The organism is Nocardia sp. SYP-A9097 (assembly GCF_009649815.1).
Taxonomy (GTDB): Bacteria; Actinomycetota; Actinomycetes; order Mycobacteriales; family Mycobacteriaceae; genus Nocardia.
Genome location: NZ_WJIC01000009.1, coordinates 178,291 through 200,768, shown reverse-complemented (window position 1 = coordinate 200,768; position 22,478 = coordinate 178,291). Strand labels below are relative to the sequence as shown.

The following is a 22,478-nucleotide window of genomic DNA, read 5'->3' as shown; positions in this document are numbered from 1 at the left end:
TGGATCCATGGTGACTACTCGGATTCGTCAGCGTTCCGCCAGCACCGCAATCGCCCTCGCCGCCCTGGGAGCGGCGCTCATCTCCACCGCTCCCGCTGCCTTCGCCGCCGATACGATCGAGGTTTCGGGCGCCTCCACCAGCGCTGTAGCCATTGACTACGCCTGCGATGCGGATGCCGGCGTCGTTGCGATCCAGGCGCTGGTCGGTGACCCCAATGCCGATCACCCCTCGGCGCAGGGCACTCCGGTCACACCAACCTGTGACGGCAGCCGGCATCAAGCCACGATCGCCTTGAGCACGGCCACCGGAGGCGGGCCGCTGGCCTCGGGTCAGGTAGTGCAGGTGCGCGCCGGACTTGTCGATGAGAACCAGATGGTTATCAAGGGAACCGCGAAGGTCCTCCCTCTGGAGTGATCGGCGTCTGCCGACCTATGCGCCGGGTGCGGGCGGCCGCTACCGAATCGCCTGGCGGTCAGGCGATTACGGTGCGCAGGAGGGTCACTCCCGCTGTCAGGGCCGCGCCCGCCGCGGTCCAGGCGGTGTCCGCGGGTTGTGAGGTCAGGACCACTACGGCGTAGCGCAGTGGTTCGCCGGGGGCGGCGGCGACCAGTCCGGTGGTGTCCATGGTGGTGGAGGTGTCCAGGGACATCCAGCCCTGTTTGACGGCCCAGGTGTCGCCGGTGAGGGCGTTGGGAATGCCGAAGTATTGATCGGTGCCGTCGGCGGAGATCTGGGTGGTGTCGTGCAGCGCGCCGAGAATGAGGGTGCGGGCGGGGAGCAGGACGGTGGTGTCGAGGTATTCGAACAGTGTCACCACATCCTTTGGCGTGGTGCGGGTTTCGCCCCATTGCGCCGGATCCTCGGGTGGCTCGGTGCCGGTGAGCCCGAGGAGATTCGTCATGCGGGTGACGATTTCGTTGCCGCCGTCGGCGTCCCAGAGCGTATCGGCGATATCGTCGTCGCTGGTCGAGAGCATCTGCTGCAATTGCGAGGTGGTATCCGAATCCGGTTGCCAGTCTTGGCTTTCCAGCTTGTCGAGGGCGATGAGCAGTTTCACCACCGAGGCGGTGTAGAACTGCTGATCGGTATTCAGCTCGGCCAGTACCGCGCCGCTGCCGAGATCGACCACATCGATGCCGACGGTGCTGCCGGGTGAGGCCGCCTCGATGGCCGACTGCATCTGCTGCGCGATGGTGGCGGGCGTCGGCTGCGGTGTGGTCGGCGGGGTCACCGCCTCGGGTGTCTCCACCGGCTGGGTGCCGGTGCCGACGGGGCGTCGCGCGAGGGTGTTCGATTCGTGCGCGTTGGCCAGCGCGCTCGGAGCTGTGCTCGATGCCGCGATCACCGCGGCGAGGAGACAACCTGCGATGAGCCACATCCACCGCGTCCGCGGTGATCGAGAAGTTTTCCGAGCCATGGTCAATTAATCGCCGCGAAGCTGCGGGGGTTTCGTGATTCAGCTGGCAGTTGGCTGTCAATGTGTGGCGGAATCTTCGCAGGTCACAGACCGTATGGTCTCGTTTGGGTTGCACTTGAATTCGGCAATCGAACAGCGAACTAGCATCACTGTTAGGCCGGGGTCGACCGCTGGAGGCAGTGATGTTCTCACGGGCTCTCGTTATCGCAGGTTTGGGTGCCGCGTTCGTACTCAATCCGCTCACAGCGCCGGTAGCCTCCGCTGATATCGATTACGGCGGCGGCTGCGTCATCTTCAATGGCGATCGTGCGGCAACAATCGACTCGCTGCGTTTTCGATGTTCGGCCGCGCAACAGGACGATATCTTCCGCGATGCCGGCCAGGGCGTGGTACCGATGGGAGTGAAGAGCGGCTGGGTGGTCTGGCCGCCGGATATGCAGTCCTGGGCGCCGCTGATCTGGATCGGCAAGACCTTCTATACCGGTCCGAACGGTGGCTACGTGCAGAACCGCATTACCAGCGCGGGCATCGAGGGGTGGCGCGCCGATGTGTACAGCGCGCCCGCCATTCTGGATGGCCGCCCCACCTGGGCGCTCAATTACGCACCCTCGCCGACCCCACAGGTCTACGACGAGATCCGTGAGATCAGCCCGGGCGTCTGGTTCGGCTATTCCTGGTGGCGGGAGGGCGGCGGCCAGGCCGCGCTGCTCACTTTCGCGCTCACCTGAGCGTCGCTACGGATGCGCCTGTAGCGCAAGGAGAGTCGCGACGTAACCGTAGGCGGTGGTCGCCCCCGGTGGATGGCCGCTGACGCGCCGGGTGTTTTCCCGGACCGTAGAATCGGACCGCTCGGTTTGCCGCCGGGGGTGCCCGGCAAAGGGCGCACAGCACTATGGTCGAACGGATTTCACATGCGTGGCTTTGTTACCGATCCCGCCGGACGCGCCGGACTGCGGTTGGCCCAGGATCTACCCGAACCGGTTCCGGCGGCCGATGGGATCGTGGTGGCGGTCAAGGCATACGCGATCGCGGCGGGGGCGCGAGTCACGGCTCAGGTGAGCGGACCGGGCCGGGTCGAAGAGGCGTACGCGCTCGGCGCGCACCGGGTGGTCACCTCACTCGAGGACGACACCCTCGGACCGTTCCATCTGATCCTCGACGGAATCGGCGGACCGCTTCTCTCCCAAGCGATTCGGCGTGTCGCGGCCGGTGGTCATCTGGCCTGGTACGGCAATGTGGGTGGGGTGGCGGAGCTGCGGCTGGGAGATTTCTTCGGCTACGCCCAGGGCTGGAACGCGCATATTGTCGGCTTCATCAGTCCGGTGCCGGAGGAGATGCTGGGCGAGGATCTGGGCATTCTCGCCGATCTGGTGGCCGATGGCCGGCTGCGTCCACATATCGGGCGCACCGACGATTGGACCAGGACTCCGGAGGCATTCGAGGCGTTGGCGGATCGGTCTCTGCGGGGTAAGGCGGTACTGACACTCGACCGGTGACCTGGGCCGTGGGCCACCGGTCGAGCGGTCGTATTCACCTGTGCGAGTGGGTGATCCGGTGGTGTGCCGCCAGTAGGCGGGGCACCACCACGTAAACCGCGCTGGGCACCACGACGGCGGTCAAGGCCAGGGCTCGCAGGACGGGCGGCCAGGTCGCGCTGAAGGGGGCCATCACCGTCATGCCCAGGGCGACCATCGGGAAGATGGCGAGCCAGGTGATCGCGGCGCGGACGTGCACCGAAGGAGCGGTGACGGGGGTGGCGGTGACAGTCATTTCAGACTCCGTTCGAAACTCCAACCGTTTGGTTGCAGATGTGAGTAGATCACGTTCTCCAAGCGAGTGCAACCGTTTGGTTGGAAATTTCTTCCATGCAGTTCGGAGGCCGTTTAAACAGAGCGTGAACACCATCCGGTCCCGGATTGCGTCATGAAAACCGAAAACGATGGCCCGAGTGCATGACTCGGGCCATCTGCGGGGAATTCGGCTGTCTCAGTGGCCCTGTGCGGTGTCGTCCGTAATGCGCCGCGCCTCCAAAGCCAGATGGATCTCGGTGGCCGCGCGGGGTTCGGTGAGGCGGCGGCCGGTCAGTTCGGCTACCCGATTGATGCGAAAGCGCACGGTATTGCGGTGGCAGAACAGTGCCGCGGCCACCGCCGAGACCTCCCCGTCCTGTTCGAACCAGGTGCGCATGGTCTCCAGCAGAACTGCGCGATCGTGATCGGGCAGCGCCAGAATCGGGCCGAGTACGGTGCGGGACAAGGCGTTCGCGACCTCGGGAGAACCGGCGAGCAGCACCGGAATCAGCGCATCGTCGTAGCACAGCACCTGGTGTGAACCGGGTTGTGTTGCCGCGCAGGCCAATTCGGCTTGTCGTAGGGCGGCGGCGGATTCGGTGAGCGTGCTGAACGCCGAGCTGATGCCGACCCGTCCGACGCTGCGTTCGGCCAGTAGCGCCCGCAGCCTGGGTTCGGTGAAACGGCTTGTGAGAGCGATGATTCCGATGTGACTGTCGGTCCGTACCCGCCACGCCGAGGCCACGCCCAGCATGGACAGGCCCTTGTCCACGCCGGGCAGTGCCTCGGCTGCGGCGGCGCCGGTGGTGGAGGCGACGACCACGTATGACCCCTGTGCGGGTATCCCGAGCGTGCGCGCACACTCCCATAGTCGGGCACCGTCGACCTGTCCGGTGAGCAAAACGTCCAGGGCCGCATCGTATGCGCGGGCATCGCGGCGCAATTGTTCGGCGACCGTCTCCTGATATCCGTCGGTGAGCGCCTGCGAATAGTCGTCGATCAGCTTCCACACCCGCGAGGCGATGCCGAGTAGTTCGCGACTGGCCTCGGGATCGTCCCCGGCCATGGCGAGCAGTTCATCCCAGACCACACCGGAGCCGATGCGGTAGGCGCGCAGTACCGCGGGGAGCGGTACTCCGGTCTCGGCGCGGCGATGGCCGGTGCTGCGCGGGGCGGCGATACCCAATTCGCGGCGTCCGGCCAGGTGACCCAGCATGGCCTCGAGATTGGCGCGGTTGGCGCGGCGCAGGTCCTCCGGCGTCACCGCGTGCAGATTGCCGTAAGCCGGTTCGGCCCGTTCGATTTCCGCTGCTACCCGGTCGACCACATCGTCGATGCGCTCCAGCAGTGCGGTGCTGGCGCGTGCCACGAACCCTCCGGGCAGGGTGTTCGAGGTGTTCATGGCAAATGATCGTACCGTCCAGAATTGTTGCTGTGCACAATACGGACATAGTCGACTGACCGATTCGGTGCGATTTCTGCGGCAATCAAGCGTGATCGGGCATGAAGGAGTGAATTGTGCTGTGCGCGGGCACAGTTCCGGACGGGTTGGAGCGCCGCGCTGGGCAAGCGATCGCAGTGGTAGGACCATCCGACCGTAGCGGCGGCGCCCGCATATCGTCATTGCGCGTGTTCCCAAGGGATAGCGCACAATTGAGGCGCTCGCTGCGGGATTCGCGGATTGTTATGAAGTGCCAGGCGTCGGCCGGCCGTCGTGTCGTGTGGGCGCGCCGCCTGAATCCTGATCTGCGCGACCGAGTGCGGGCTTACCATCGACGGATGTCAGCCCCGCGGGCCGGCTCGATGATGATCGAAGGTCGGGTCGTCCACAAAGCTTCGAATGCTCTGCAGATCACCTTCCAGGCCGGGCCGGGGGACCCGCTTGCCGTGGGAGTGCAAGGGGCGGGTGACGGATTCGGCAGCAAGATGGCCATGCTCTTCGGCTTCAAGAATGGCGGGACCGGTCGGCACCGGATCACCTACGCCGACGGCTCGGTGGTGTGGGTGCGGTCCAAGAACGCCGCACCGACCGAGTTGACCCGGGCCGACGGCACCGCCATCGGCACCATCACTCGCGCCGACACCTCCACGGCTGTCGGCGCCACCGCGGGGACCCTGCTGCACTTCGTCCCCGCCGATGACCCGAAGACGCCCGAACTGTTCCGCATGCGGATTCTCGACCGCATGGGCGAGGAGTTCGGCCGCCTCGATGTGGTGCGCACCGCGGGCGGTTGGACACTGGGGCAGATCGCGAATGACCTGTACGAGACCTATATCTGGTGGGATCGCGCCGGGCAGCCGCTGGCCACGCCCATCCTCGGCACCCGGCTGCTGCTGCGGCGCGCGCCGGACGCCACCGAGCGCGATGTGCTGCTCGGCGCGTGCGTGGACATCGCCCTCGGCTTGCGGCCGTACGTCACTGCCATGAAGTGAAAGCTGTTCCCGTGCAGCTCAATCCGCGACTTTGATGCTCAGCTTCCCGACATTGCCGCCGGTGAGCAGACCCTGGAACGCGGAGACCGCATTGTCCAGCCCATCCACCACATCCTCGAGATAGGTGAGCCGCCCCTCGGCGATCCAGCCCGCGACATCCGGATAGAACTCGCCGAACTGGTCGAGGAATTCGGTCTGGATGAAACCGCGCAGGGTCAGGCTCTTGCGCAGGATCATGCCCATGAGCAGACCCATACGATCGGGGCCGGGCGGCAATTCGGTGTCGTTGTACGAGGCGACCAGGCCGCAGACCGGGATGCGGGCGAACTTGTTGAGCCGGGGCAGTACGGCATCCAGCACCGCGCCGCCGACATTCTCGAAATAGACATCGATCCCTTCCGGGGTGGCGGCGGCCAATTGCTCGGCGAAATCCGGTGCGCGGTGGTCGATGGCGGCGTCGAAGCCGAACTTCTCCCGCAGCAGCGCCACCTTCTGCGGGCCGCCGGCGATACCGACCGCGCGAGCGCCCCTGATCTTCGCGATCTGGCCGACGGTCGCGCCTACCGGGCCGGTGGCGGCGGCGACCACCACGGTCTCACCCGGTTTGGGCGCGCCGATGGTGAGCAGACCCGAATACGCGGTGAAACCCGGCATACCGAGTACACCCAGGGCCGTGGTGAGCGGCGCGGCAGCGGGATCGAGCTTGCGCAGATACTGCGTGTACTCGACCGAATGCGTCTGCCACCCGCCGTAGCCGAGCACCACATCGCCGGGTCGCAGTGCCGGATCGGTGGATTCGATCACCCGGGAAACCGTTGCCCCGCACATGGTTTCGTCGATCTCGACGGGCGGCGCGTACGATGGCGCGTCACTCATGCGCCCGCGCATATACGGATCCAGCGACAGATACAGCGTCTGTAGCGACGCCTGCCCGGTCCTGGGTGGCTCCAACTCCACGGTCTCGGTCCGGAAGTTCTCCGGCTGCGGCATACCCGTGGGACGGGATGCCAGCACAATGCGAGTAGTCTTCATCGGCACGACCTTTCGATGGGCGACGGCCCCATTGTGGAGCACGCCAGTGCGCGGAACCCCGGAATGGTCCGCGTGTCCTACTCACCGAAACTTCAGTTGGTCTTCGGGCCCCCGGCTCGCCAGGTGTCGAAGCCGGCCGCTATGTGGCGCTGCCCGCGACCCACTGGTCCCAGGGCAGGCCCCAGTCGCCGTTCTGCCAGACCTCCAGTGGCGCACCGCCGGTATTGCGCACCTCCACCACATCGCCGGGTAGCGCGTAGTCGAAGAACCAGCGTGCGTTCTCGGAGCTGAGGTTGAGGCAGCCGTGTGATACGTCCTGGCTGCCCTGCGCCCAGATGGTGGCGTCCAGCGCGTGTAGGTAGATGCCGTCGCTGCTGATACGCGTCGCCCAGCCGATGGCCTCCTTGTAGCCGAGCCGCGAATTGATCGGGAGCCCGTACGTGGAGGAGTCCATGATCACCGGATTGGCCTTGTCCATCACCGTGTACACGCCCGGCTGCGTCCAGAACGTAATCGTCCGTCCCGCAATGGTTTCGCTGCCACCGCGGCCCATGGAGGTGGGCATGGAGCGGATCAGATTGCCGTTCTCGAACACATCGACCATATGGGTGTTGTCATCGGCGATGGAGACGTGCGCGGGGCCGATGACGAAATCGACCCTGCTGTCCTCCTGTCCGAACAGCCCGGGCCCGACCTGTGCGCCGTAGATGTTCGCGGCCACGCTGATCTTGGTGCCGGCCCGGTAGTAATCGCGCGGCCGCCAATGCGCATTGCGATTGTCCATCCAGTACCAGATGCCGTCGACGGGCGGATCGCTCTTGACGATCAGGCGCTTCTGGGCGGCGGCGCGATCGGTGATGTCCTCGTCGAAGTGCGCGACGACCACCGTGCCGACCCCGTAGGTACCGCCCTCGACCAGGGCCTCCCCGCCGGTGGTGTTCAGGTACACCTTGGTCTGATTGGTCGGTTGGATAGTGGTGAAGGTCGAGGTCACCGGTCCGGTGAGGCCGGTGAGGGCCATGCCCTCGGCCTTCAGCGTGTAGGTGCGGCCGTAACCGAGCTGCACATTCGGTTTCCACGCCGTCTTGTCGGGTGTGAAGGTGCCGTCGATGGCCCGGCCCTGGTCATTGGTCAGTGAGACTGCGGTGAGCACCCCGCTGCCGGTGCTCACCTCGACGGGAGCGGCCGGATCCACATTGCCCGCACCCTGCGCCGGACTGAGCGTGATGGCCGGTGCGATGGGCGTATCCGGAACGGGTGTGCCATAGGGCAGGGAGGATGAGGAGCAAGCGGCTGTCAATACCATCAGCGCCGCGATCAGGCAGGCACCCGCCGAAGATCGAAAACGGTGGAGTGGCACAGGCTCTCCCTCCATCTTGTTACTGCCCAGCCTAGTAGACCATCTTGCGTTTGCATTTGTTCTCCGGCACCGTGACGAGACCCGCGAGCGCACACCGTCACCGACTTGTTATGTCACTTCAGCGTTTGGTCCTTGATCGCCAGCTGTTGCTTCCCCCGTTCGTAGGTGACCTCGCGAATGCCGAGGGCATCGTGCAGCTTGCCTGCGGGCAGGGTGACCGGCTTCGGTGCGGGACCGTCGCCGGGCTTGGGTAGTGGATACGCGGTGGTGGTGCCGCTGTAGAAGGTGATATTGCCCTCGGTCTTGGTGAACAGCTGGTGCACATGACCATTGAGGCAGGTGACCGAGCTGAACCGGCGCAGATAACTCAATGCCTGGGTGGCATCGTCTGTGCCCCAGCCCCATTGGGGGTACATGGCGAACAGCGGGATATGGCTGAACACGATGATCGGTGTGTCACTGGACAATCCGGCCACATCCCGGCGCACGAACTCCAGTTGATCGACGCCGAGATGGCCCAGGGCTTGCAGATTCAGCGTATTGACCAGGCCGATCACATGTACGCCGGCGATATCGAAGCTGTACCAGCCGTCGCCGCGGGTCCCCCGGCCGAAGACGCTGCGATACCGCTGCCCGGCGTCATCGCTCGAATCGTGTTCTCCCGGAACGGTGAACACGTGCGGGGTGTGCAGTCCGCCGAGCATCTGATGCACCTGATCGAACTGTTCGGGCGTGGCCAGATGCGTGAGATCGCCGGTGTGAATGACGAAGTCCGGGGTGTAGCCGAGCGAATTGACCTGTCCGATGGCCTCATTGAAGGTATCGGCGACATTGGTGTTCGCCGCGCCGGTGAAGCCGATGTGACTGTCGCTGACCTGCGCGAAACGCAGGGTCGGGCGTTCGGTCGCGGCGCTCGCGGTGCCCGCGATATGCGAGACCACCTCACCGCCCACGACCGCCAAACCGACTGCCGCGCCGAACCAGGCGCTGTGCCGCATCAATTGGCGGCGGCTCATGACCTGCGGATCCTGCTCGCTCATGCCGTCACCACCACGGTGCCGTGCATGAACGGATGGATCGCGCAGATGTAGGTGAATGTGCCCGCCTTGGTGAAGGTGAACGTATATGTCGCTCCCGCACCCAGATTCGGCGAGTGGAAGCCGCCGTCGCCCGCGGCGACATTGTGCGGCTCCTCATCGCGATTGGTCCAGGTCACCGTGGTTCCGACCGGAACGGTGAGACTGGCGGGTGCGAAGGCGAAATTGCCGATGGTGACGGCATTCGGACCGGCCGGTGCGTCGACCGGTGTCGTTGCCGGAGCGGATGTGCCCTGCATACCCGGCATGACAGGGCCGCCGCCACCCGGCACCATGCCGGGAGTATCGGTGCCGGAGGCGAATACGGGTGTGGGCGCGGTGGCGGCGGGGGTGGCGCCGCCACCGCACGCGCTCACCGAAAGCAGTGTCGTCGCGACGGCGGTCGCGGCCAGTGCCGCCCGCCCGGCGACGCGGATTGTTCTCATGATTGCGGTCCTCCATCGTAGATGTGTGCACCCGCTGTCGCGGGAACCGTCATCTACAGATAGGGGCGCGGGTTACACCATCGGTCCGAAAACCTCTATGGCCCCGTTGTTTTCGCGCACCCGCAGGGTGGGAAGAGGAGCCGGGGAGATGGGTAGTTGATGGGTCAGTACCTTGCCGTCGGTGGCGAACGAGGTGGAGTGGCAGGGGCAGCGCAGTCGATCGGCGGGCGCGTCCAGCCAGAGTTTGCAGCCCTGATGGGTGCAGACGCCCGAGACACCCACCGCGATACCGTTTGCGCGCCTGATGAATCCACTGAGCGCGCCGATATCGAAGGCGACGGTGCCACCCTCGGGTAGATCCGCGCTGGCCGCCACCGGCCGCCACAACCCGGCATTGGGTTCCAAGGTGGATTGTGCCGCAGGGGAATTCGCGTCATCGTGCCCGGTCAGCGCGGAATCGACCACCACCGCGACGGTGGCTGCCGCCGCGGCAGCGGAGGTCCCGATGAGCACATCGCGTCGGCGGGTGCCGCCCGTGTCGTGCGAATCCTCTTGTACCCCCGCTATTTCCGCACCTAGTCGCCGCTGCAAACCGATCAGGAACTCTTCGCTGGGCGCATCGCTGCCCAGTCGCGCGGCGCGCAGTTCGATGGCCGTGCTCATCTCCTGCGCCTCGTCCTCATCCGGTCGGAATCCGTGCGGCCGCCGTCCACTCAGCAGCTCCTCCACGTATCGCCGCACTTCCCGCCCGCTCACCGCGCACCTCCCTCGTCGAGTCGTGCCGCCATGTGTAAAGCCCGGTGCTGCAGCACTTTCGCATTCGCGACGGTGACACCGAGATCGTCCGCCGCGTCCCGCACCGACAACCCTTGCAGAAAACGAAGTTCCAGGATCCGCCGATACTTCTCGGGCAGGCGATCCAATACCGCCCGCGCCTTCGCCTGTGCCCGGCCATCCGAGTTCTGTTCCGGTGGACCATCGGCGAATTCGAGGTCGATGCCGGTGATCTCGCGCCCCATCCGAGCGCGCCAATATCCCGCCAGCACCGTTCGCGCCGTGGCCCGCAGATACGCGCGCACCTCCGGAATGCTCGCCGATATCCGTAATGGCTTGAGCGCCACACTGAATACCTCGGCCGTCAAATCCTCGGCATCGGCCCGGTTTCCCACCTTCCCGAACATCAACGAGTACACCCACCCGACATTGTCCCGATAGAGCGCTTCCCACCCGGAGTACCGCTCACCCTCCACCAGCCACAACCCCCTCCCGCCCCCGGCCCCTTCGGCCGCAGCTCCCTCGCGCCCGGGCGCTTCGCCCGCCTGCGCCTGCTCCCGCCCAGCCCCCATTCGCCGCACCATGAATTGCCGCTCCCCGGCTCAGCCAACGACGCAATTCCACGTCTCCCAGTAGATAGCGTCGCGGGTTACACCGCAGCCGAATGGCAGCAGGGCGGCCGTGCTTACGGGAGGTCGGAGAAGTGGACGTCGCGGGCCACGGCGGTGACGTGCAGGCCGTCCGGGCCGGGCTGGATGGCGGTCAATTGCGCACCGAGCGGAAGCTTCTGCAGCGGCACCGTGAAGGTGAGCGTTTCGCGCAGCATTGCCAGCGGAATCGCCGGTCCGCCCGCCGCGGCTTGCACCGAGACCGGTGTGACCTCGATACCGTCCGCGGTCGGAGCGACGGTGACCACGACCGTCGCGGGCACCGGAATGCCCTGCGCCGTGAACGTTCCGCTGACGCGCAGCCCATCCGGACCGTTGGAGATGGACTCCACACCCTCGGGCGCGAATCCCCGCACGGCGTCATAGGGAACCACGGCCGTCGCCGTCGCCGAGCCGGCCACCAGGTTAGAGGTGCGGTTGTTCAGTAGATCGGTCAGCGATGCGGACACATCGGTCAGCTTCACATCGAGATCGTGGACCGAGAGGTTCTGCTCGGTCCAGTCACCGACCCGGATATGAATGTCGCGATAGTTGCCATCCACGGCCTGGGTCAGGAACGGCACGCCGCCGATATCCACACTCGGTTGCTGTGGCAGGTGGTAGTCGGTGGCGATCTTGCGCCCGATCTCGTTCTGCGCCATCCCAACTGCGATCCGGTCGCCGACAACCAACGCGATCATCAGCACCACGATCAGTATCAGCAATCCGCGCATACGCTCACCCGCTCATCCATCCCACCATCATGCGGTGGATCGCGGCCGCCCGGTGGCCCCGACCCACCGCGACGGATCCGGACAACGCGGGTGTCGGTGGGTGTCGGTAGCGTCGGGTGCTGTGGAAACTGGGGAACGTATTCAAGAGCTCGCGGACCGTATCGTGGCGCTGCGCGATGCCTACTATCAGGGCGCACCGCTGGTCGCGGATGCCGAGTACGACGCGATCGAGGATGAACTACGCGGTCTGATCGAGGCGCACCCCGACCTGACGCCCGACCCGAATCCACTGGATGAGGTCGGCGCACCCGCGGTGCTGCACGCCCCGATCCGGCACTCGCGCCCGATGTTGTCGCTGGAGAAGGCGACCAAACCGGAGCAGGTCGAGGCGTTCTTCAATCGCTTCCCCGGCCAGCCGGTGGTGGTGATGCCCAAGCTGGACGGTTTGTCTCTGGCCCTGGTCTTCGAGGACGGGCCACTGGCGCGCGCGGTGACCCGCGGTGACGGCACCACCGGTGACGATGTGACCATGCTGGTTCGCGCCCTGGTCGACGGCATTCCCGAACGCATCGACACCCCCGGGCGGGTGGAGGTGCGTGGCGAGGCGGTCATGCTGCGTTCGACCTTCGACGCCTACAACACCGCGCATCCGGACAAGCCGTTGATCAATCCGCGCAATGCCGCGGCGGGCACGCTGCGGGCGAAGGATCCGGCCACGGTCGCCGAGCGCCGCTTGCAGTTCTTCGGCTTCGACTTGGATACCGCCGACGATGACGCCGCCGTCGACCTGGAAGAAGGGTTGCGCGCGTTGGGGATCGCCGGTGCGCATATGCGGCACTGCACCGACGCCGCGCAGGCGCAGGCGGCGATCACCGCGATCGAGCAGGGTCGCAACGATCTGGACTATGACCTCGACGGCGCGGTGCTGCGGCTGGCCGATCGAGATGCCTACGCGGCGGCCGGAACTCGCTCCAATTCGCCGCGTGGTGCGCTGGCGTTCAAGTTCGCCGCCGAGGAGAAGACCACGCTGTTGCGCGAGGTGATCTGGGATGTCGGCAAGACCGGCAAGATCGTTCCGGTCGCGTGGTTGGAGCCGGTGTTCGTGGGCGGCACGACGGTCACCAAGGCGACGCTCGCCAACCAGGAGGTGATTCGCGCCCGCGATATCAAGGTCGGCGACACGGTGCTGGTGCGCCGCGCGGGCGATGTGATCCCGTTTGTCGCAGGCGTTCTCGATGCCGCCAAACGCACGGGCGCCGAACAGGAGATCGTGCCGCCGACCGTATGCCCCTCCTGTGGGCAGCCGGTGACCGAGCAGGGCAACAGCCGAGAGTTGTTCTGCACCAACGTTTCCTGCCCCGCGCAGACGGTGCGCAGGCTCATCCATTGGGCGTCGCGGGCGGCGGCGGATATCGACGCCATCGGCGGGGTCTGGATCGAACGCCTCGCCGAGGCGGGCATTCTGGAGCAGCCCTCGGACTTCTACACCCTGACCAAGGAGCGCCTGCTCGAATTCGATCGCATCGGTGAGGTTTCGGCGGTGCGCATGATCGACTCGATCGATGCCAGCCGTGAGGTCGGCCTACGCCGTGCGCTCATCGGCCTGGCGATCCCGATGGCCTCCGACGGTACCGCCGCTCGCCTGGCCCGAGCCGGATTCGGCTCTCTCGAAGAGGTTGCCGACGCGGGCGAGGAACGCCTGGTGGCAGTGGACGATATCGGCCCCAAGGTCGCCGCCTCCCTGGTCGCGAACCTCACCCGCCTGCGTCCGGAATTGGAACGGTTGCGCGCGGCGGGCGTCTCCCTCGATGTGCGCGCGGAAGACCTACCCCCGGTCATCGCGGCCGGTGCGCCGCTGGCGGGCAAGACGGTAGTGATCACCGGCGCGATCAGCGACCCGCGCTCGGGCGAGAAGGTCGCGCGGCCGACCTTCCAACGCCTCTGTGAACAGGCGGGCGCGACCGCGGCGTCCTCGGTCTCGGCGAGTACCGACATGCTCATCACCGGTGCCGGGGTCGGTGACAGCAAGCTGACCAAGGCGGAGAAGCTCGGTGTCGAGGTCGTCGACCAAGGTGAGATCTGGAATCTGCTGATCGACGCCAAGGTCGTCTAGATCTCGGTCGATCATCGGGTTGTGACCAACGAGTATGGCTATTGGCGGATCGGCACAACGGCGGCGCCGTCCGTCTCTACCATCGGGGGGATGAGCGCTGTGTCGTGGATCAACGATAGTGTCGCCCGCCGCATTACCGATCTTGCGGAGCTGTACCGCGACCTACACGCACACCCCGAGTTGTCCTTCGCCGAGCACCGCACCGCGGCGATTGCCGCCCGCCGCGCGAAGGCGCTCGGGTACGAGGTGACCGAGGGGATCGGTGGGACGGGGGTGGTGGCGCGGCTGGTGAATGGGGCCGGCCCGCTGGTGTTGTTGCGCGCGGATATGGACGCACTGCCAGTCCTCGAACGGACCGGACTGCCGTACGCCTCGATGGCGGCCGATCCGGACAGCGGCGAACCGGTCATGCATGCCTGCGGACATGACATGCATGTGGTCTGTCTGCTCGGCACGCTCGATGCGCTGGCGTCCGCGCGCGAGCGGTGGTCCGGCACCGTGCTGGCTGTCTTCCAGCCCGGCGAGGAGGTCGGCCGCGGTGCGCGAGCGATGGTCGAGGACGGCCTGTTCGAGCGTTTCGGTAAGCCCGAAGTCGTTCTGGCACAACATGTGCTGCCGATTCCGGTGGGCACCGTGGCAACCCGCCCGGGCGCGATCCTGTCCGCCAACGACAGCTTGCGGATCACCCTGCACGGCCGTGGCGGGCACAGCTCACGACCCGAGGCGACCATCGATCCGATCGTGATGGCCGCCGCCGTCGTGCTGCGCTTGCAGACCATCGTGTCTCGTGAGCTCGGCGCCGCCGAGCAGGCCGTCATCACCATCGGCACCCTGCACGCGGGCACCAAGGAGAACATCATCGCCGAGCAGGCCGAGCTCGGCGTCAGCGTCCGCACCTACTCGCTCGAACTGCACGACCGGGTGCTCGCGGCGGTGCGGCGCATCGTGCACGCGGAGGCCGACGCGTCGGGCGCGGACCGTCCGCCGACAATCGAGTCTCTGATGCGACTGCCCGTCACCGTCAATGATCCAGTCGCACTGGATAAAACGCGTACCGCGCTCCGGAATGCGCTCGGTTCCGAACAGGTTCTCGAAATGCCGGCCTTTTCCGCCAGCGAGGATGTGGGCATTCTCGCCGAAGCTGCCGGCGCACCGCTGTCCTTCTGGTTCTTCGGTGGCGAGGATCCCGCGAAAGTCGCTGCGGCACAACAGAACGGCACCGTCGACCAAGACATTCCGATGAACCACTCCCCGAACTTCGCCCCACTGGCCGAACCCACGATCGGCCATGGCGTCACCGCCTTCACCGCAGCGGCCCTGGCCTGGCTCGACACCGGTCGGACGAGCGGCGATATGCCATGACCCGAGCGGATATTCGGCTCGCGGGCCGCGAGCCGATCTGCCCCGACTAGTCGCGGGGTAACAAAGAGCGGTCCGAGGTTTGTTACGGCGAGACAAGGAGACTCGCGCCGTGGATCCTTACGCTGAGCAGCCGTATGACCTCGAACACACCACTTGCAAGATGCAGGACTAACTGGACCAGCGTGAAGAGCATTGATACAGCGGCATTGCGGGTGACCTGGCGTGACGCGATCGCGAAAGTCTGTTCGGGCGCAGAGGAATTCGTGATACTCCAGCGCGGTCGTCCCGAAGCCGTGCTGTTGTCCGAATCGAACTGGCTGCTCGGCTGTACGAAAATCCCTGTGCCCGAAGCGAATCAGCTACTGCGAGCGGCATCGGACGCACGTAGCAGCCTCCGTGCGGTCCGCACCGCCGCGCACCTGCGCGGCCAGCACACCCTCATCCGCAAACTCTATGGAACTCTCTACCGCGATGGTTCCGGCGCTCAACTCGTCGCCGTGATCGCCCCCTACGACTGGGTGCGAATGTCCCTGCCCGAACTCTAGCCCGGACAGGCGACTCGGTCTGGAACGCGGCTATGCGGTGGGGCGCAGGAGATTGCCGTGCATGGCGCCGTGCAGGGTGCGGGCGGCCACCACCGACCAGGCGGTGACCAGCAAGGCGAACAGGGCCACCGCCACCACCGCGAAGAGGACGGCTCCGGTGTGGGAGTAGAGGACGGTGCTGCCGGTTACGCAGGTGCCGAGGGGGAAGGTGAAGCCCCACCAGGTCATGTTGAAGCGCATGGACTTTCGGGTGTGAACGGTGACGGCGATGGCAATGCCCAGCCAGAGCATGGCGAAGCCCCAGGTGGGTACGCCGAAGAGCAGGGCGAAGATGTCCAATGCGGCGGTTTCACGTTCGGGGAGTGCGGTGCGGGCGACATTGGCGAGTTGGCCTGCGGCGGTAATGGATTGGCCGAGGGGGCCCAGCACGATCCAGACGGTGGCGACCATGCTCGCGGCGGGCAGGCCGTGGTGCAGCAGGCGGGACCAGATCATGGTGATGGTGATCAGGGCGGCGATCAGGCTCAGGCCGAACATGGCCAGGCAGGCGAACAGCAGGGTCAGGCGGGGCTGGCCGGCGGGAGTGTGGGGGATCAGGAGTGCGCCGGTGGCGGCCGAGACCATGGGGGGAACGATGGGCATGAGCCAGCCGCCGAACGCGGCATCGCCGTCGAAGGTGTGGCGGGTGATCATGCGGAAGGGTATGACACACGCGGAGATCAGACCCAGGACGGTGCCGGCACTCCAGAGCACCCAGTCGATGGTGACCGCGGCGGACATGCCGATCACATCGCTACCCAGTAACAGGGTGCCCGCGCCGACGGTCAGCAGCGCCATGGGGGGAGCGCCGTAGAACTGCATCATGACGGGGTTCGCACCGTGTGAGCGGGCCACGTCGGGGTGGCGGCGCCAGTGCGCGACCCAGGCGGCCGATACTCCGATCAGCAGCAGTGCGGCCAGCGCCCACACCACGGTGGCGGCCATACGCAAACCGGGGAATTGCAGCGGCAGGGTGGCGGCGGCATTGGCGATGATGCCGGTGCCCATCACCACCGCGAACCAGTTGGGGGCGAGCCCGCGCAGGGCATTGCCGGGCGCACCCGCCGGGTCGACCGCATTGTGCGACGGCGCCGCCGTCCGCGACTCCACAACAGGTGACTCGGCGTCTGCGCTGGGGCGGAAGGTCAATGTGGTCATGCATCCAGCATCTGCCGTCGGCAAACTCCCCGGTACAGCCCACAATTCAATGGATGCATAGAACCGTTCTATGTCCATCCCCGAACGGCTCTATGGCGCGGATTTCAGATGACCACGGAGAACCTGCGCCTCGGTTTATCGGCGCGGAGCTGCCGGACGAGTCCCAGATCGGTGGGCTGCGAACGGTGATTGTCATAGCGTTCGAAGGAGGCGGCCAGCGGTGGGAACCAGCGGGCGAATTCGCCGCGCACCGGTCCGTCGGTATCCAGCGCGCAGAGCACGCCCATGGCGGTCAGCAGCGCGCGGGCGAACGGTGTGACATACGCGGGAATGGTCATCTGCCGGTGCGCATTGCTCAATCGCGGATCCATCACATAGCGCACGCGCCGCCGCAGCCAGTCGTTGGTGAAGTGAAAGCTGTTCTGCGCCAATGGTTCACTGACCACGACGATGCCCTCGGCAATGGCCTCGGCATCGTAGCTGCGGCCGGGCTCGACGAAGCCGTGCCGCCGCAGCGCCGCGTCCAGATCGGCGACGGTGCCATTGAGCGCGGCCTCGACGACCTCGATGACCAGTCCGGTGAATCCGTCCTGTGGCCAGGCCACGCACGCGCCGAAGTCGACCACGCCGAGCCGCCCGTCCGGTAGCACCCGGAAATTGCCCGGATGCGGGTCGCAGTAGAGCAGTCCGGTGCGCACCCAGGACGAGAGCAGGAATCGCAGAATGAGCATTCCGACCCGGCTGCGTTCTTCGCGCGTACCGGATTCGATGATCCGGGTGACCGGCGTCCCGTGCAGCCATTCGCTGACGATCACGTCCCCGCGCTGGGTAATCACCTGGGGCACAACGAAATCCGGATCATCGGCGAATGCTTCGGCGAAGACCCGCTGATGTTCGGCCTCGGCCGCGTAATCGAGTTCGTCTGCCACGCTGGTGCAGACGGCCTCGGTCACGGCGGGCACATCGGCTCCGGGGACGAAGACCGTGGCCAGAATGGACAGCCGCCGCAACTGTTCGAGATCGCCGAGCACCGCCTGATGCGCACCCGGATACATGACCTTCACCGCGACCTGGCGGCCGTCCCGCCACACCGCGTGATGCACCTGCCCGATCGAGGCACCCGCGGCGCGCCGATCGTCGAATTCCTTGAAGTGCCGGCGCCAGCTCGCACCCATCTCCGCCGCCATGGCGGCGTGCACACTGGCGGGCATCATGGTGGGCGCGGAGTCCTGCAGCTGGCCCAGTGCGATCCGATACGGTTCGGCCAGCTCCGGCGGTAGCGCCAACTCGTACAGTGCGAGCAGCTGCCCGAGTTTGGCCGCGCAGCCCTTCAATTCGCCCAGTACCTCGAAAATGTGCTGGGCCGTACGCAATTGGATATCCAGGTTGACCTCGGCCGCGGATTTCCCGCGTGCGCGTTGCGCGACCCCGGCCGCCCGCCGTCCGGCGAAAGCGATGGGCAATGACGCGATTTTGGCATTGCGAACCGCGGTCCGAACCGGCGGTGTGCCGCCGGTTCCCCTGGTACGACTGCTGGTTCGCCGCTCGGTCATGTGCTCACCTCATTGTGTGCGCGGCACGCGACGATGCGGGTGCGCGCACGTGCAGTTTGGCATATGGGAGCTTAAACTGTCTGGGACGTATTCGATAGTTGTGGAAAGGTGACAGATGGGCGCCCAGACCGTCGTCGCCGATGTCGCCGACGAACTCGCTCGCCGGGTCGCCACGGGGGAGTACGCACCGGGTGATCTGATGCCGTCGGTTCGCCAGGTCGCCGAGGAATTTGGGATGAACCGGGCCACCGCGCAGCTGGTGCTGGGCCGACTGGAGTCCTACGGATTCGTCGACGCGCACCGCGGCCGCGGCTTCACCGTGCGGGATGTGCGCCGGGCCGGTGGCCTGGACGTCTACCGCAGACTGTTCCGGCTCGCCATGCCCGCACCGGAGCCGGCGGCGAAGATGTTCCGCAATATCGTTGCCGCCGAACGGGTTGTCGTGCTCGAGGCGCTACTGGATTACACCGCGGCCGGTGGCGATCCACGCACCCTGCACGCGGCGATCGATGAGCTCGAATCCCTCGCGCGCGCAGCCGAACCCGATCATGCCCGACTGCTGAGTATCGAAATCGGGCTGGTCAGAAGTCTTCTCACCGAACTCGGGCACAGTGCGGCGCGCGGTGCTCAACTCGGTGGGCGAGATGCTGTTCGAGGTGCCCGAGGTGCCCGAGGTGCCCGAGGTGCCCGAGGCGGTGCAGGCGTATTTCGCGGTCTCCGCGGATCTCCATGTGCTGGTCTGGCGTGCGCTGCTGGCGGTGTGGGAGTCCGGGGGCGGCCCGCGCAGGCGCAGCTGGCGCTGTTCGAGGATCTGTTCGCCATGTACCACGACAGGGTGCTGGCCCGTTTCGGCGAACTGGTCGGCCTGGCAGCGGAGACCTCCGAAAGTTCGTCACAAGACGCCGTGTGACCAATCGTCTCAGACAATCTGATTGCCGGATCGGCGCTACCGAACGGCCTCCCGCCGCCCGAGGAGGCGGCAGGCGCGGCCGGTCAGCCCCCGACGAGCGCGGCGGCTGTCACCAGGGCCGCGATTATGGTGAGCGCCATGGCGACCACGATCACCAGATTCCGGCGGGTCGGCGGTTCGGCCGGTGTCGGCGGTCGTTGTTCCAAGGGTCATCTCCTCAATGGAATAGGTGGCGCTGGCGGATCATCGTATTCCTGTGGTTCCCAATAGCTTTGCAGACCCGGGCACTGCGGCATGCGTCCGTCCGCCGCGCGTGCGACGCCGCAGCTCCAGGCCGCCACCATGCCCGAAGATCATGAGTGCCGGCGCCCCGAGATCATCCGACCGAGGAGCGCGGTCCGGTTCGGCATGCGAGAATTCGGCTGCTGTTTACCGCTTTCCCCGATCTGTGCGTGAGGAGATGCTTGTGAGCTCGAGGTTGTGGATGGGTGTGCCGGTCGCGGTGCTGGCGGTCGCGCCGGTATTCGCCGTGGTCGGGACCGCGCCCGCGCAGGCGGCGCCGTCCGGGCCGGGTGTGGCGGTGAATTTCACCTGCACCGGACAGACCTACGCGGGTGAGGACCTGCCCGAGGTAACCGTCAGCGCGCGCGCCGGTGTGCGCGCCGCGAAGGGGCAGGCGCAGACCTCCTGGCGTGGTGTCGCCCGGTTCTCGTCGATCGAGTGCAAGCCGGTCTGATCAGGTAGTACCGGGCCTCGGGGAGCCCGGGCCGATCGCCGCCAGGCCGTCAGATGGCGCGGCGGTGATTGAGGTAGGCGAAAGAGCCCAGGCCCAGCGGGATTTGGAACCAGAAGGTCAGCAGCCGGAAGCCGAGCGCCGCGCCGACCGCGACCCCGCCGGTCAGTCCCGCGAGGGCGGTCAGACCGGCGGCCAAGGTGATCTCTTTGGAGGCCACACCGCTGGGCGAGGGCATGAGCGGGGCGAGCGCGACCGTCACCAACTGGACCACGAAGGTGTCGGCCAGGCTCAGACCGGCTCCCATCGCGTGCAGTACCGCCCACAGCGCCACCACCATGAGCAGCGGTTGTGCCAGCGCGCAGACCCAGAGCAGGGCGGCGCGGCCGGGCCGGAGCGCGGTGGCCGCCACCGATTTCCACGCGAATTCGGCATCGGTGCGGCCGGTGCGGGCACGATGCAGCAGTCCGCGCCAGCCGCCGCGCTTGGTGAGCCAGCGACGCAGCACGATGGTCGCCGCCGCGATGAGCGTGCCCGCGACGAGCAGTACGACGGCCACGATTCCCGCTGCGTGCCAGCCATTTCCGGTGGTCTCATGCCACCACGCGGAGAATCGCGGGCCCAGATCATGCCAGGGGGGTTGACCATTGGTGCGGTTTATCAGGCTCGGCGTGGCCAGGATCGCTACGATCACCAGCGGTATCCGCACCACCAGCGCGGCGAAGCCGAACAGCGTCATGGAGGCCACGGCGGCGCTGTGGCTCAAACCTTCCCGGCGCAGGAAACGCAGCCGGATCAGCAGTGAGGCGGCCGGAATCAGGCCGATGGCGGGTACCGCGAGCTGCAGTGCGAAGAGCCGGGTCGAGGAGGGTTGCGCGGGAATCGATCCGCGCAGCATCCACACCGAGGTGGGCCAGAGTCCCAGCGTGGCCAGCAGCGCCACGGCCAGCCAGCGCGGATCGGCGGCGAGCAGTGCGCGCATACCCGCGGCCACCGTCTCGTGTTGCCAGAGCGCGGCGGCGACGACCACCACGGTGCAGATAACAGTCGGGAGCGCCTTTCTCGCGGTTGCGGGAACGGCCGGGGCCATCGGCACTCCTTGTGGTGTCGCGTATTGCGGTGTCGCGGGGCGGTCGTCTGTGAATCGCGGACCGGATGACCGACATCAACGTGTTTCGGGAGGGGCGACCCGCATCCCGGCACAACAGTGGGCGCTGCCGCACAACGGTACTTGATGCGGATCGCCCCCGATAGCCCGTGTCTTGTTCGGCGCGCCGGTGCGGGGCGGGCGATCCGGGTAGGCTCGCGACATAGGATTCGGCCGTCAACGGGAAAGACAGGACCATCACCGTGGGCAAATCCATGACATCGCTGGAATTATTGCGCGAACTCGAGCCGGTTGCGGAAGACAATCTGAACCGGCATCTATCCCTGGCCAAGATTTGGCATCCACACGATTACGTACCGTGGGACGAGGGCAGAAACTTCGCCGCCATGGGCGGAATCGATTGGGAGCCTGGACAATCCAAGCTGAGCCCGGTCGCGCGCGCCGCCATGGTCACCAATCTGCTCACCGAGGACAATCTGCCCTCCTATCACCGGCTCATCTCCGATTCCTTCTCCCGCGATCGCGCCTGGGGCACCTGGGTGGATCGCTGGACCGCGGAGGAGAACCGGCACGGCATCGCCATTCGCGACTACCTGGTCGTCACCCGCGGCGTCGACCCGGTCGCCCTGGAGAACGCGCGCATGACCTGCGTGTCCCAGGGCGTGGACAACCCCACCGGCACCGGCGACCACAGTGTCCTGCCCGGCGTCGCCTATGTGACGTTTCAGGAACTGGCCACCCGTGTCTCGCACCGCAATACCGGCAAGGTCTGCCAGGACCCCATTGCCGACCGCATGCTCGCGCGCGTAGCCACCGACGAAAACCTGCACATGGTCTTCTACCGCAATATCTGTGCCGCGGCCCTGGACCTGGTCCCCGACGAAGCCATGCAAGCCATTCACGATGTAATAGTGAACTTCCGCATGCCCGGCGCCGGCATGCCCGACTTCCGCCGCAACAGTGTCCTACTCGCCAAACACGGCATCTACGACCTCCGTCAACACCTGGACGAGGTAATCCTCCCCGTCCTACGCAAATGGAACATCTTCGACCGCACCGACTTCACCGCCCGAGGCGACCGAACCCGCGAAGACCTCGCCACCCACCTCGACAAACTGGCCGAAGACGTCCTCCGCTTCGAAGATCAACGCGACCGCTTCCTGGCCCGAGAAGCCGCCCGCCGCACCCGCGAATCCGTCTGACCTCCCGCCCCTCCCCCGTGCACGGGGACACCTCCCGAGCCGACC

General features: G+C 66.4%; 24 protein-coding genes. 10 read left to right on the top strand and 14 right to left on the bottom strand.

Annotated features, from left to right (window positions below):
• Positions 1–7 precede the first annotated feature (7 nt).
• A complete protein-coding gene (locus GFY24_RS20265) occupies positions 8–415 on the top strand; it encodes a hypothetical protein (protein WP_153806630.1) in 408 nt (135 codons plus the stop codon).
• Between the two features lie 58 nt (positions 416–473).
• On the opposite strand, the gene GFY24_RS20260 is transcribed toward GFY24_RS20265, so the two are convergent.
• Positions 474–1,379: a hypothetical protein gene (locus GFY24_RS20260; RefSeq protein WP_153806629.1), complete on the bottom strand. Its 906-nt coding sequence runs from the start codon at positions 1,377–1,379 to the stop codon at positions 474–476.
• A gap of 221 nt (positions 1,380–1,600) precedes the next feature.
• On the opposite strand from GFY24_RS20260, the gene GFY24_RS20255 reads away from it, so the two are divergent.
• Both GFY24_RS20255 and GFY24_RS20250 read left to right on the top strand, forming a co-directional pair.
• Entirely contained in the window at positions 1,601–2,146 is a 546-nt protein-coding gene (locus GFY24_RS20255; RefSeq protein ID WP_153806628.1) for a hypothetical protein, read from the top strand.
• Between the two features lie 183 nt (positions 2,147–2,329).
• The gene (locus tag GFY24_RS20250) at positions 2,330–2,914 is read left to right on the top strand and encodes a zinc-binding dehydrogenase (protein ID WP_194852946.1); all 585 of its coding nucleotides are present in this window, start codon (positions 2,330–2,332) and stop codon (positions 2,912–2,914) included.
• A 34-nt stretch (positions 2,915–2,948) separates the two neighbouring features.
• Here the strand turns inward: GFY24_RS20250 and GFY24_RS20245 are convergent, their stop codons facing one another.
• A complete protein-coding gene (locus GFY24_RS20245) occupies positions 2,949–3,188 on the bottom strand; it encodes a hypothetical protein (protein ID WP_194852945.1) in 240 nt (79 codons plus the stop codon).
• A gap of 216 nt (positions 3,189–3,404) precedes the next feature.
• On the bottom strand, positions 3,405–4,610 hold the full coding sequence (locus tag GFY24_RS20240; protein ID WP_194852944.1) for a CdaR family transcriptional regulator: 1,206 nt from the start codon (positions 4,608–4,610) through the stop codon (positions 3,405–3,407).
• 377 nt (positions 4,611–4,987) lie between these two features.
• Between GFY24_RS20240 and GFY24_RS20235 the strand changes: the two genes are divergently transcribed.
• Positions 4,988–5,641 (top strand): hypothetical protein, encoded by a 654-nt coding sequence (locus GFY24_RS20235; protein WP_153806625.1) that lies wholly within the window; start codon positions 4,988–4,990, stop codon positions 5,639–5,641.
• Positions 5,642–5,659: 18 nt separating this feature from the next.
• Here GFY24_RS20235 and GFY24_RS20230 read toward each other — a convergent pair whose 3' ends face one another.
• The 7 genes from GFY24_RS20230 to GFY24_RS20200 form a co-directional block, all read right to left on the bottom strand.
• Positions 5,660–6,673 (bottom strand): NADP-dependent oxidoreductase, encoded by a 1,014-nt coding sequence (locus tag GFY24_RS20230; RefSeq protein WP_153806624.1) that lies wholly within the window; start codon positions 6,671–6,673, stop codon positions 5,660–5,662.
• 139 nt (positions 6,674–6,812) lie between these two features.
• Positions 6,813–7,979, bottom strand: a complete 1,167-nt coding sequence (locus GFY24_RS20225; protein ID WP_153806623.1) for an Ig-like domain-containing protein — start codon at positions 7,977–7,979, stop codon at positions 6,813–6,815.
• A gap of 167 nt (positions 7,980–8,146) precedes the next feature.
• Complete coding sequence (locus tag GFY24_RS20220; protein WP_153806622.1) at positions 8,147–9,073, bottom strand: metallophosphoesterase; 927 nt, start codon at positions 9,071–9,073, stop codon at positions 8,147–8,149.
• Positions 9,070–9,555, bottom strand: coding sequence for a cupredoxin family copper-binding protein (locus GFY24_RS20215; RefSeq protein WP_153806621.1), 486 nt, complete (start codon positions 9,553–9,555; stop codon positions 9,070–9,072). Before GFY24_RS20215 ends, GFY24_RS20220 begins: the two co-directional genes overlap by 4 nt.
• 72 nt (positions 9,556–9,627) lie before the next feature.
• A complete protein-coding gene (locus GFY24_RS20210) occupies positions 9,628–10,311 on the bottom strand; it encodes a Rieske (2Fe-2S) protein (protein WP_309231081.1) in 684 nt (227 codons plus the stop codon).
• Positions 10,308–10,901 (bottom strand): RNA polymerase sigma factor, encoded by a 594-nt coding sequence (locus GFY24_RS20205; protein WP_153806620.1) that lies wholly within the window; start codon positions 10,899–10,901, stop codon positions 10,308–10,310. Before GFY24_RS20205 ends, GFY24_RS20210 begins: the two co-directional genes overlap by 4 nt.
• A gap of 113 nt (positions 10,902–11,014) precedes the next feature.
• Positions 11,015–11,710: a DUF2993 domain-containing protein gene (locus GFY24_RS20200; RefSeq protein ID WP_153806619.1), complete on the bottom strand. Its 696-nt coding sequence runs from the start codon at positions 11,708–11,710 to the stop codon at positions 11,015–11,017.
• A 121-nt stretch (positions 11,711–11,831) separates the two neighbouring features.
• Between GFY24_RS20200 and ligA the strand changes: the two genes are divergently transcribed.
• The 3 genes from ligA to GFY24_RS20185 all read left to right on the top strand — a co-directional run bounded on the left by ligA (position 11,832) and on the right by GFY24_RS20185 (position 15,730).
• The gene (gene ligA, locus GFY24_RS20195; protein ID WP_309231080.1) at positions 11,832–13,823 is read left to right on the top strand and encodes an NAD-dependent DNA ligase LigA; all 1,992 of its coding nucleotides are present in this window, start codon (positions 11,832–11,834) and stop codon (positions 13,821–13,823) included.
• Positions 13,824–13,913: 90 nt separating this feature from the next.
• A complete protein-coding gene (locus GFY24_RS20190) occupies positions 13,914–15,185 on the top strand; it encodes an amidohydrolase (RefSeq protein ID WP_153806618.1) in 1,272 nt (423 codons plus the stop codon).
• A gap of 182 nt (positions 15,186–15,367) precedes the next feature.
• Entirely contained in the window at positions 15,368–15,730 is a 363-nt protein-coding gene (locus GFY24_RS20185) for a type II toxin-antitoxin system Phd/YefM family antitoxin (RefSeq protein ID WP_153806617.1), read from the top strand.
• A gap of 30 nt (positions 15,731–15,760) precedes the next feature.
• Here the strand turns inward: GFY24_RS20185 and GFY24_RS20180 are convergent, their stop codons facing one another.
• Together GFY24_RS20180 and GFY24_RS20175 are read right to left on the bottom strand one after the other, a co-directional pair.
• Positions 15,761–16,927 carry a TDT family transporter gene (locus GFY24_RS20180; RefSeq protein ID WP_153806616.1) on the bottom strand — a complete coding sequence of 389 codons (1,167 nt, stop codon included), beginning with the start codon at positions 16,925–16,927 and terminating at the stop codon, positions 15,761–15,763.
• A gap of 104 nt (positions 16,928–17,031) precedes the next feature.
• Positions 17,032–18,480 (bottom strand): AarF/ABC1/UbiB kinase family protein, encoded by a 1,449-nt coding sequence (locus GFY24_RS20175; protein WP_153806615.1) that lies wholly within the window; start codon positions 18,478–18,480, stop codon positions 17,032–17,034.
• Positions 18,481–18,595: 115 nt separating this feature from the next.
• Between GFY24_RS20175 and GFY24_RS20170 the strand changes: the two genes are divergently transcribed.
• On the top strand, positions 18,596–19,390 hold the full coding sequence (locus tag GFY24_RS20170) for a GntR family transcriptional regulator (protein ID WP_228566471.1): 795 nt from the start codon (positions 18,596–18,598) through the stop codon (positions 19,388–19,390).
• An 83-nt stretch (positions 19,391–19,473) separates the two neighbouring features.
• Here the strand turns inward: GFY24_RS20170 and GFY24_RS42995 are convergent, their stop codons facing one another.
• Positions 19,474–19,596: a hypothetical protein gene (locus GFY24_RS42995; RefSeq protein WP_255458704.1), complete on the bottom strand. Its 123-nt coding sequence runs from the start codon at positions 19,594–19,596 to the stop codon at positions 19,474–19,476.
• Positions 19,597–19,856: 260 nt separating this feature from the next.
• On the opposite strand from GFY24_RS42995, the gene GFY24_RS20165 reads away from it, so the two are divergent.
• Complete coding sequence (locus tag GFY24_RS20165; protein ID WP_153806614.1) at positions 19,857–20,126, top strand: hypothetical protein; 270 nt, start codon at positions 19,857–19,859, stop codon at positions 20,124–20,126.
• A gap of 49 nt (positions 20,127–20,175) precedes the next feature.
• On the opposite strand, the gene GFY24_RS20160 is transcribed toward GFY24_RS20165, so the two are convergent.
• The gene (locus GFY24_RS20160) at positions 20,176–21,213 is read right to left on the bottom strand and encodes a lysylphosphatidylglycerol synthase domain-containing protein (RefSeq protein WP_153806613.1); all 1,038 of its coding nucleotides are present in this window, start codon (positions 21,211–21,213) and stop codon (positions 20,176–20,178) included.
• A gap of 272 nt (positions 21,214–21,485) precedes the next feature.
• Here GFY24_RS20160 and GFY24_RS20155 point away from each other — a divergent pair, with 272 nt between their 5' ends.
• A complete protein-coding gene (locus GFY24_RS20155; protein WP_153806724.1) occupies positions 21,486–22,433 on the top strand; it encodes an acyl-ACP desaturase in 948 nt (315 codons plus the stop codon).
• The last annotated feature ends 45 nt before the right edge of the window (positions 22,434–22,478 follow it).

Excerpts from the sequence above, each read along its gene's own strand:
- GFY24_RS20235 (WP_153806625.1), top strand. The coding sequence starts at position 4,988 with ATGTCAGCCCCGCGGGCCGGCTCGATGATGATCGAAGGTCGGGTCGTC.
- GFY24_RS20240 (WP_194852944.1), bottom strand. The coding sequence starts at position 4,610 with ATGAACACCTCGAACACCCTGCCCGGAGGGTTCGTGGCACGCGCCAGC.
- GFY24_RS20155 (WP_153806724.1), top strand. The coding sequence starts at position 21,486 with ATGACATCGCTGGAATTATTGCGCGAACTCGAGCCGGTTGCGGAAGAC.
- GFY24_RS20265 (WP_153806630.1), top strand. The coding sequence starts at position 8 with ATGGTGACTACTCGGATTCGTCAGCGTTCCGCCAGCACCGCAATCGCC.
- GFY24_RS20255 (WP_153806628.1), top strand. The coding sequence starts at position 1,601 with ATGTTCTCACGGGCTCTCGTTATCGCAGGTTTGGGTGCCGCGTTCGTA.
- GFY24_RS20160 (WP_153806613.1), bottom strand. The coding sequence starts at position 21,213 with ATGGCCCCGGCCGTTCCCGCAACCGCGAGAAAGGCGCTCCCGACTGTT.
- GFY24_RS20190 (WP_153806618.1), top strand. The coding sequence starts at position 13,914 with ATGAGCGCTGTGTCGTGGATCAACGATAGTGTCGCCCGCCGCATTACC.
- GFY24_RS20175 (WP_153806615.1), bottom strand. The coding sequence starts at position 18,480 with ATGACCGAGCGGCGAACCAGCAGTCGTACCAGGGGAACCGGCGGCACA.
- GFY24_RS20205 (WP_153806620.1), bottom strand. The coding sequence starts at position 10,901 with ATGGGGGCTGGGCGGGAGCAGGCGCAGGCGGGCGAAGCGCCCGGGCGC.
- GFY24_RS20250 (WP_194852946.1), top strand. The coding sequence starts at position 2,330 with ATGCGTGGCTTTGTTACCGATCCCGCCGGACGCGCCGGACTGCGGTTG.
- GFY24_RS20180 (WP_153806616.1), bottom strand. The coding sequence starts at position 16,927 with ATGACCACATTGACCTTCCGCCCCAGCGCAGACGCCGAGTCACCTGTT.
- GFY24_RS20170 (WP_228566471.1), top strand. The coding sequence starts at position 18,596 with ATGGGCGCCCAGACCGTCGTCGCCGATGTCGCCGACGAACTCGCTCGC.
- GFY24_RS20220 (WP_153806622.1), bottom strand. The coding sequence starts at position 9,073 with ATGAGCGAGCAGGATCCGCAGGTCATGAGCCGCCGCCAATTGATGCGG.
- GFY24_RS20225 (WP_153806623.1), bottom strand. The coding sequence starts at position 7,979 with ATGGTATTGACAGCCGCTTGCTCCTCATCCTCCCTGCCCTATGGCACA.
- GFY24_RS20215 (WP_153806621.1), bottom strand. The coding sequence starts at position 9,555 with ATGAGAACAATCCGCGTCGCCGGGCGGGCGGCACTGGCCGCGACCGCC.
- GFY24_RS20200 (WP_153806619.1), bottom strand. The coding sequence starts at position 11,710 with ATGCGCGGATTGCTGATACTGATCGTGGTGCTGATGATCGCGTTGGTT.
- GFY24_RS20230 (WP_153806624.1), bottom strand. The coding sequence starts at position 6,673 with ATGAAGACTACTCGCATTGTGCTGGCATCCCGTCCCACGGGTATGCCG.
- GFY24_RS20245 (WP_194852945.1), bottom strand. The coding sequence starts at position 3,188 with ATGACTGTCACCGCCACCCCCGTCACCGCTCCTTCGGTGCACGTCCGC.
- GFY24_RS20260 (WP_153806629.1), bottom strand. The coding sequence starts at position 1,379 with ATGTGGCTCATCGCAGGTTGTCTCCTCGCCGCGGTGATCGCGGCATCG.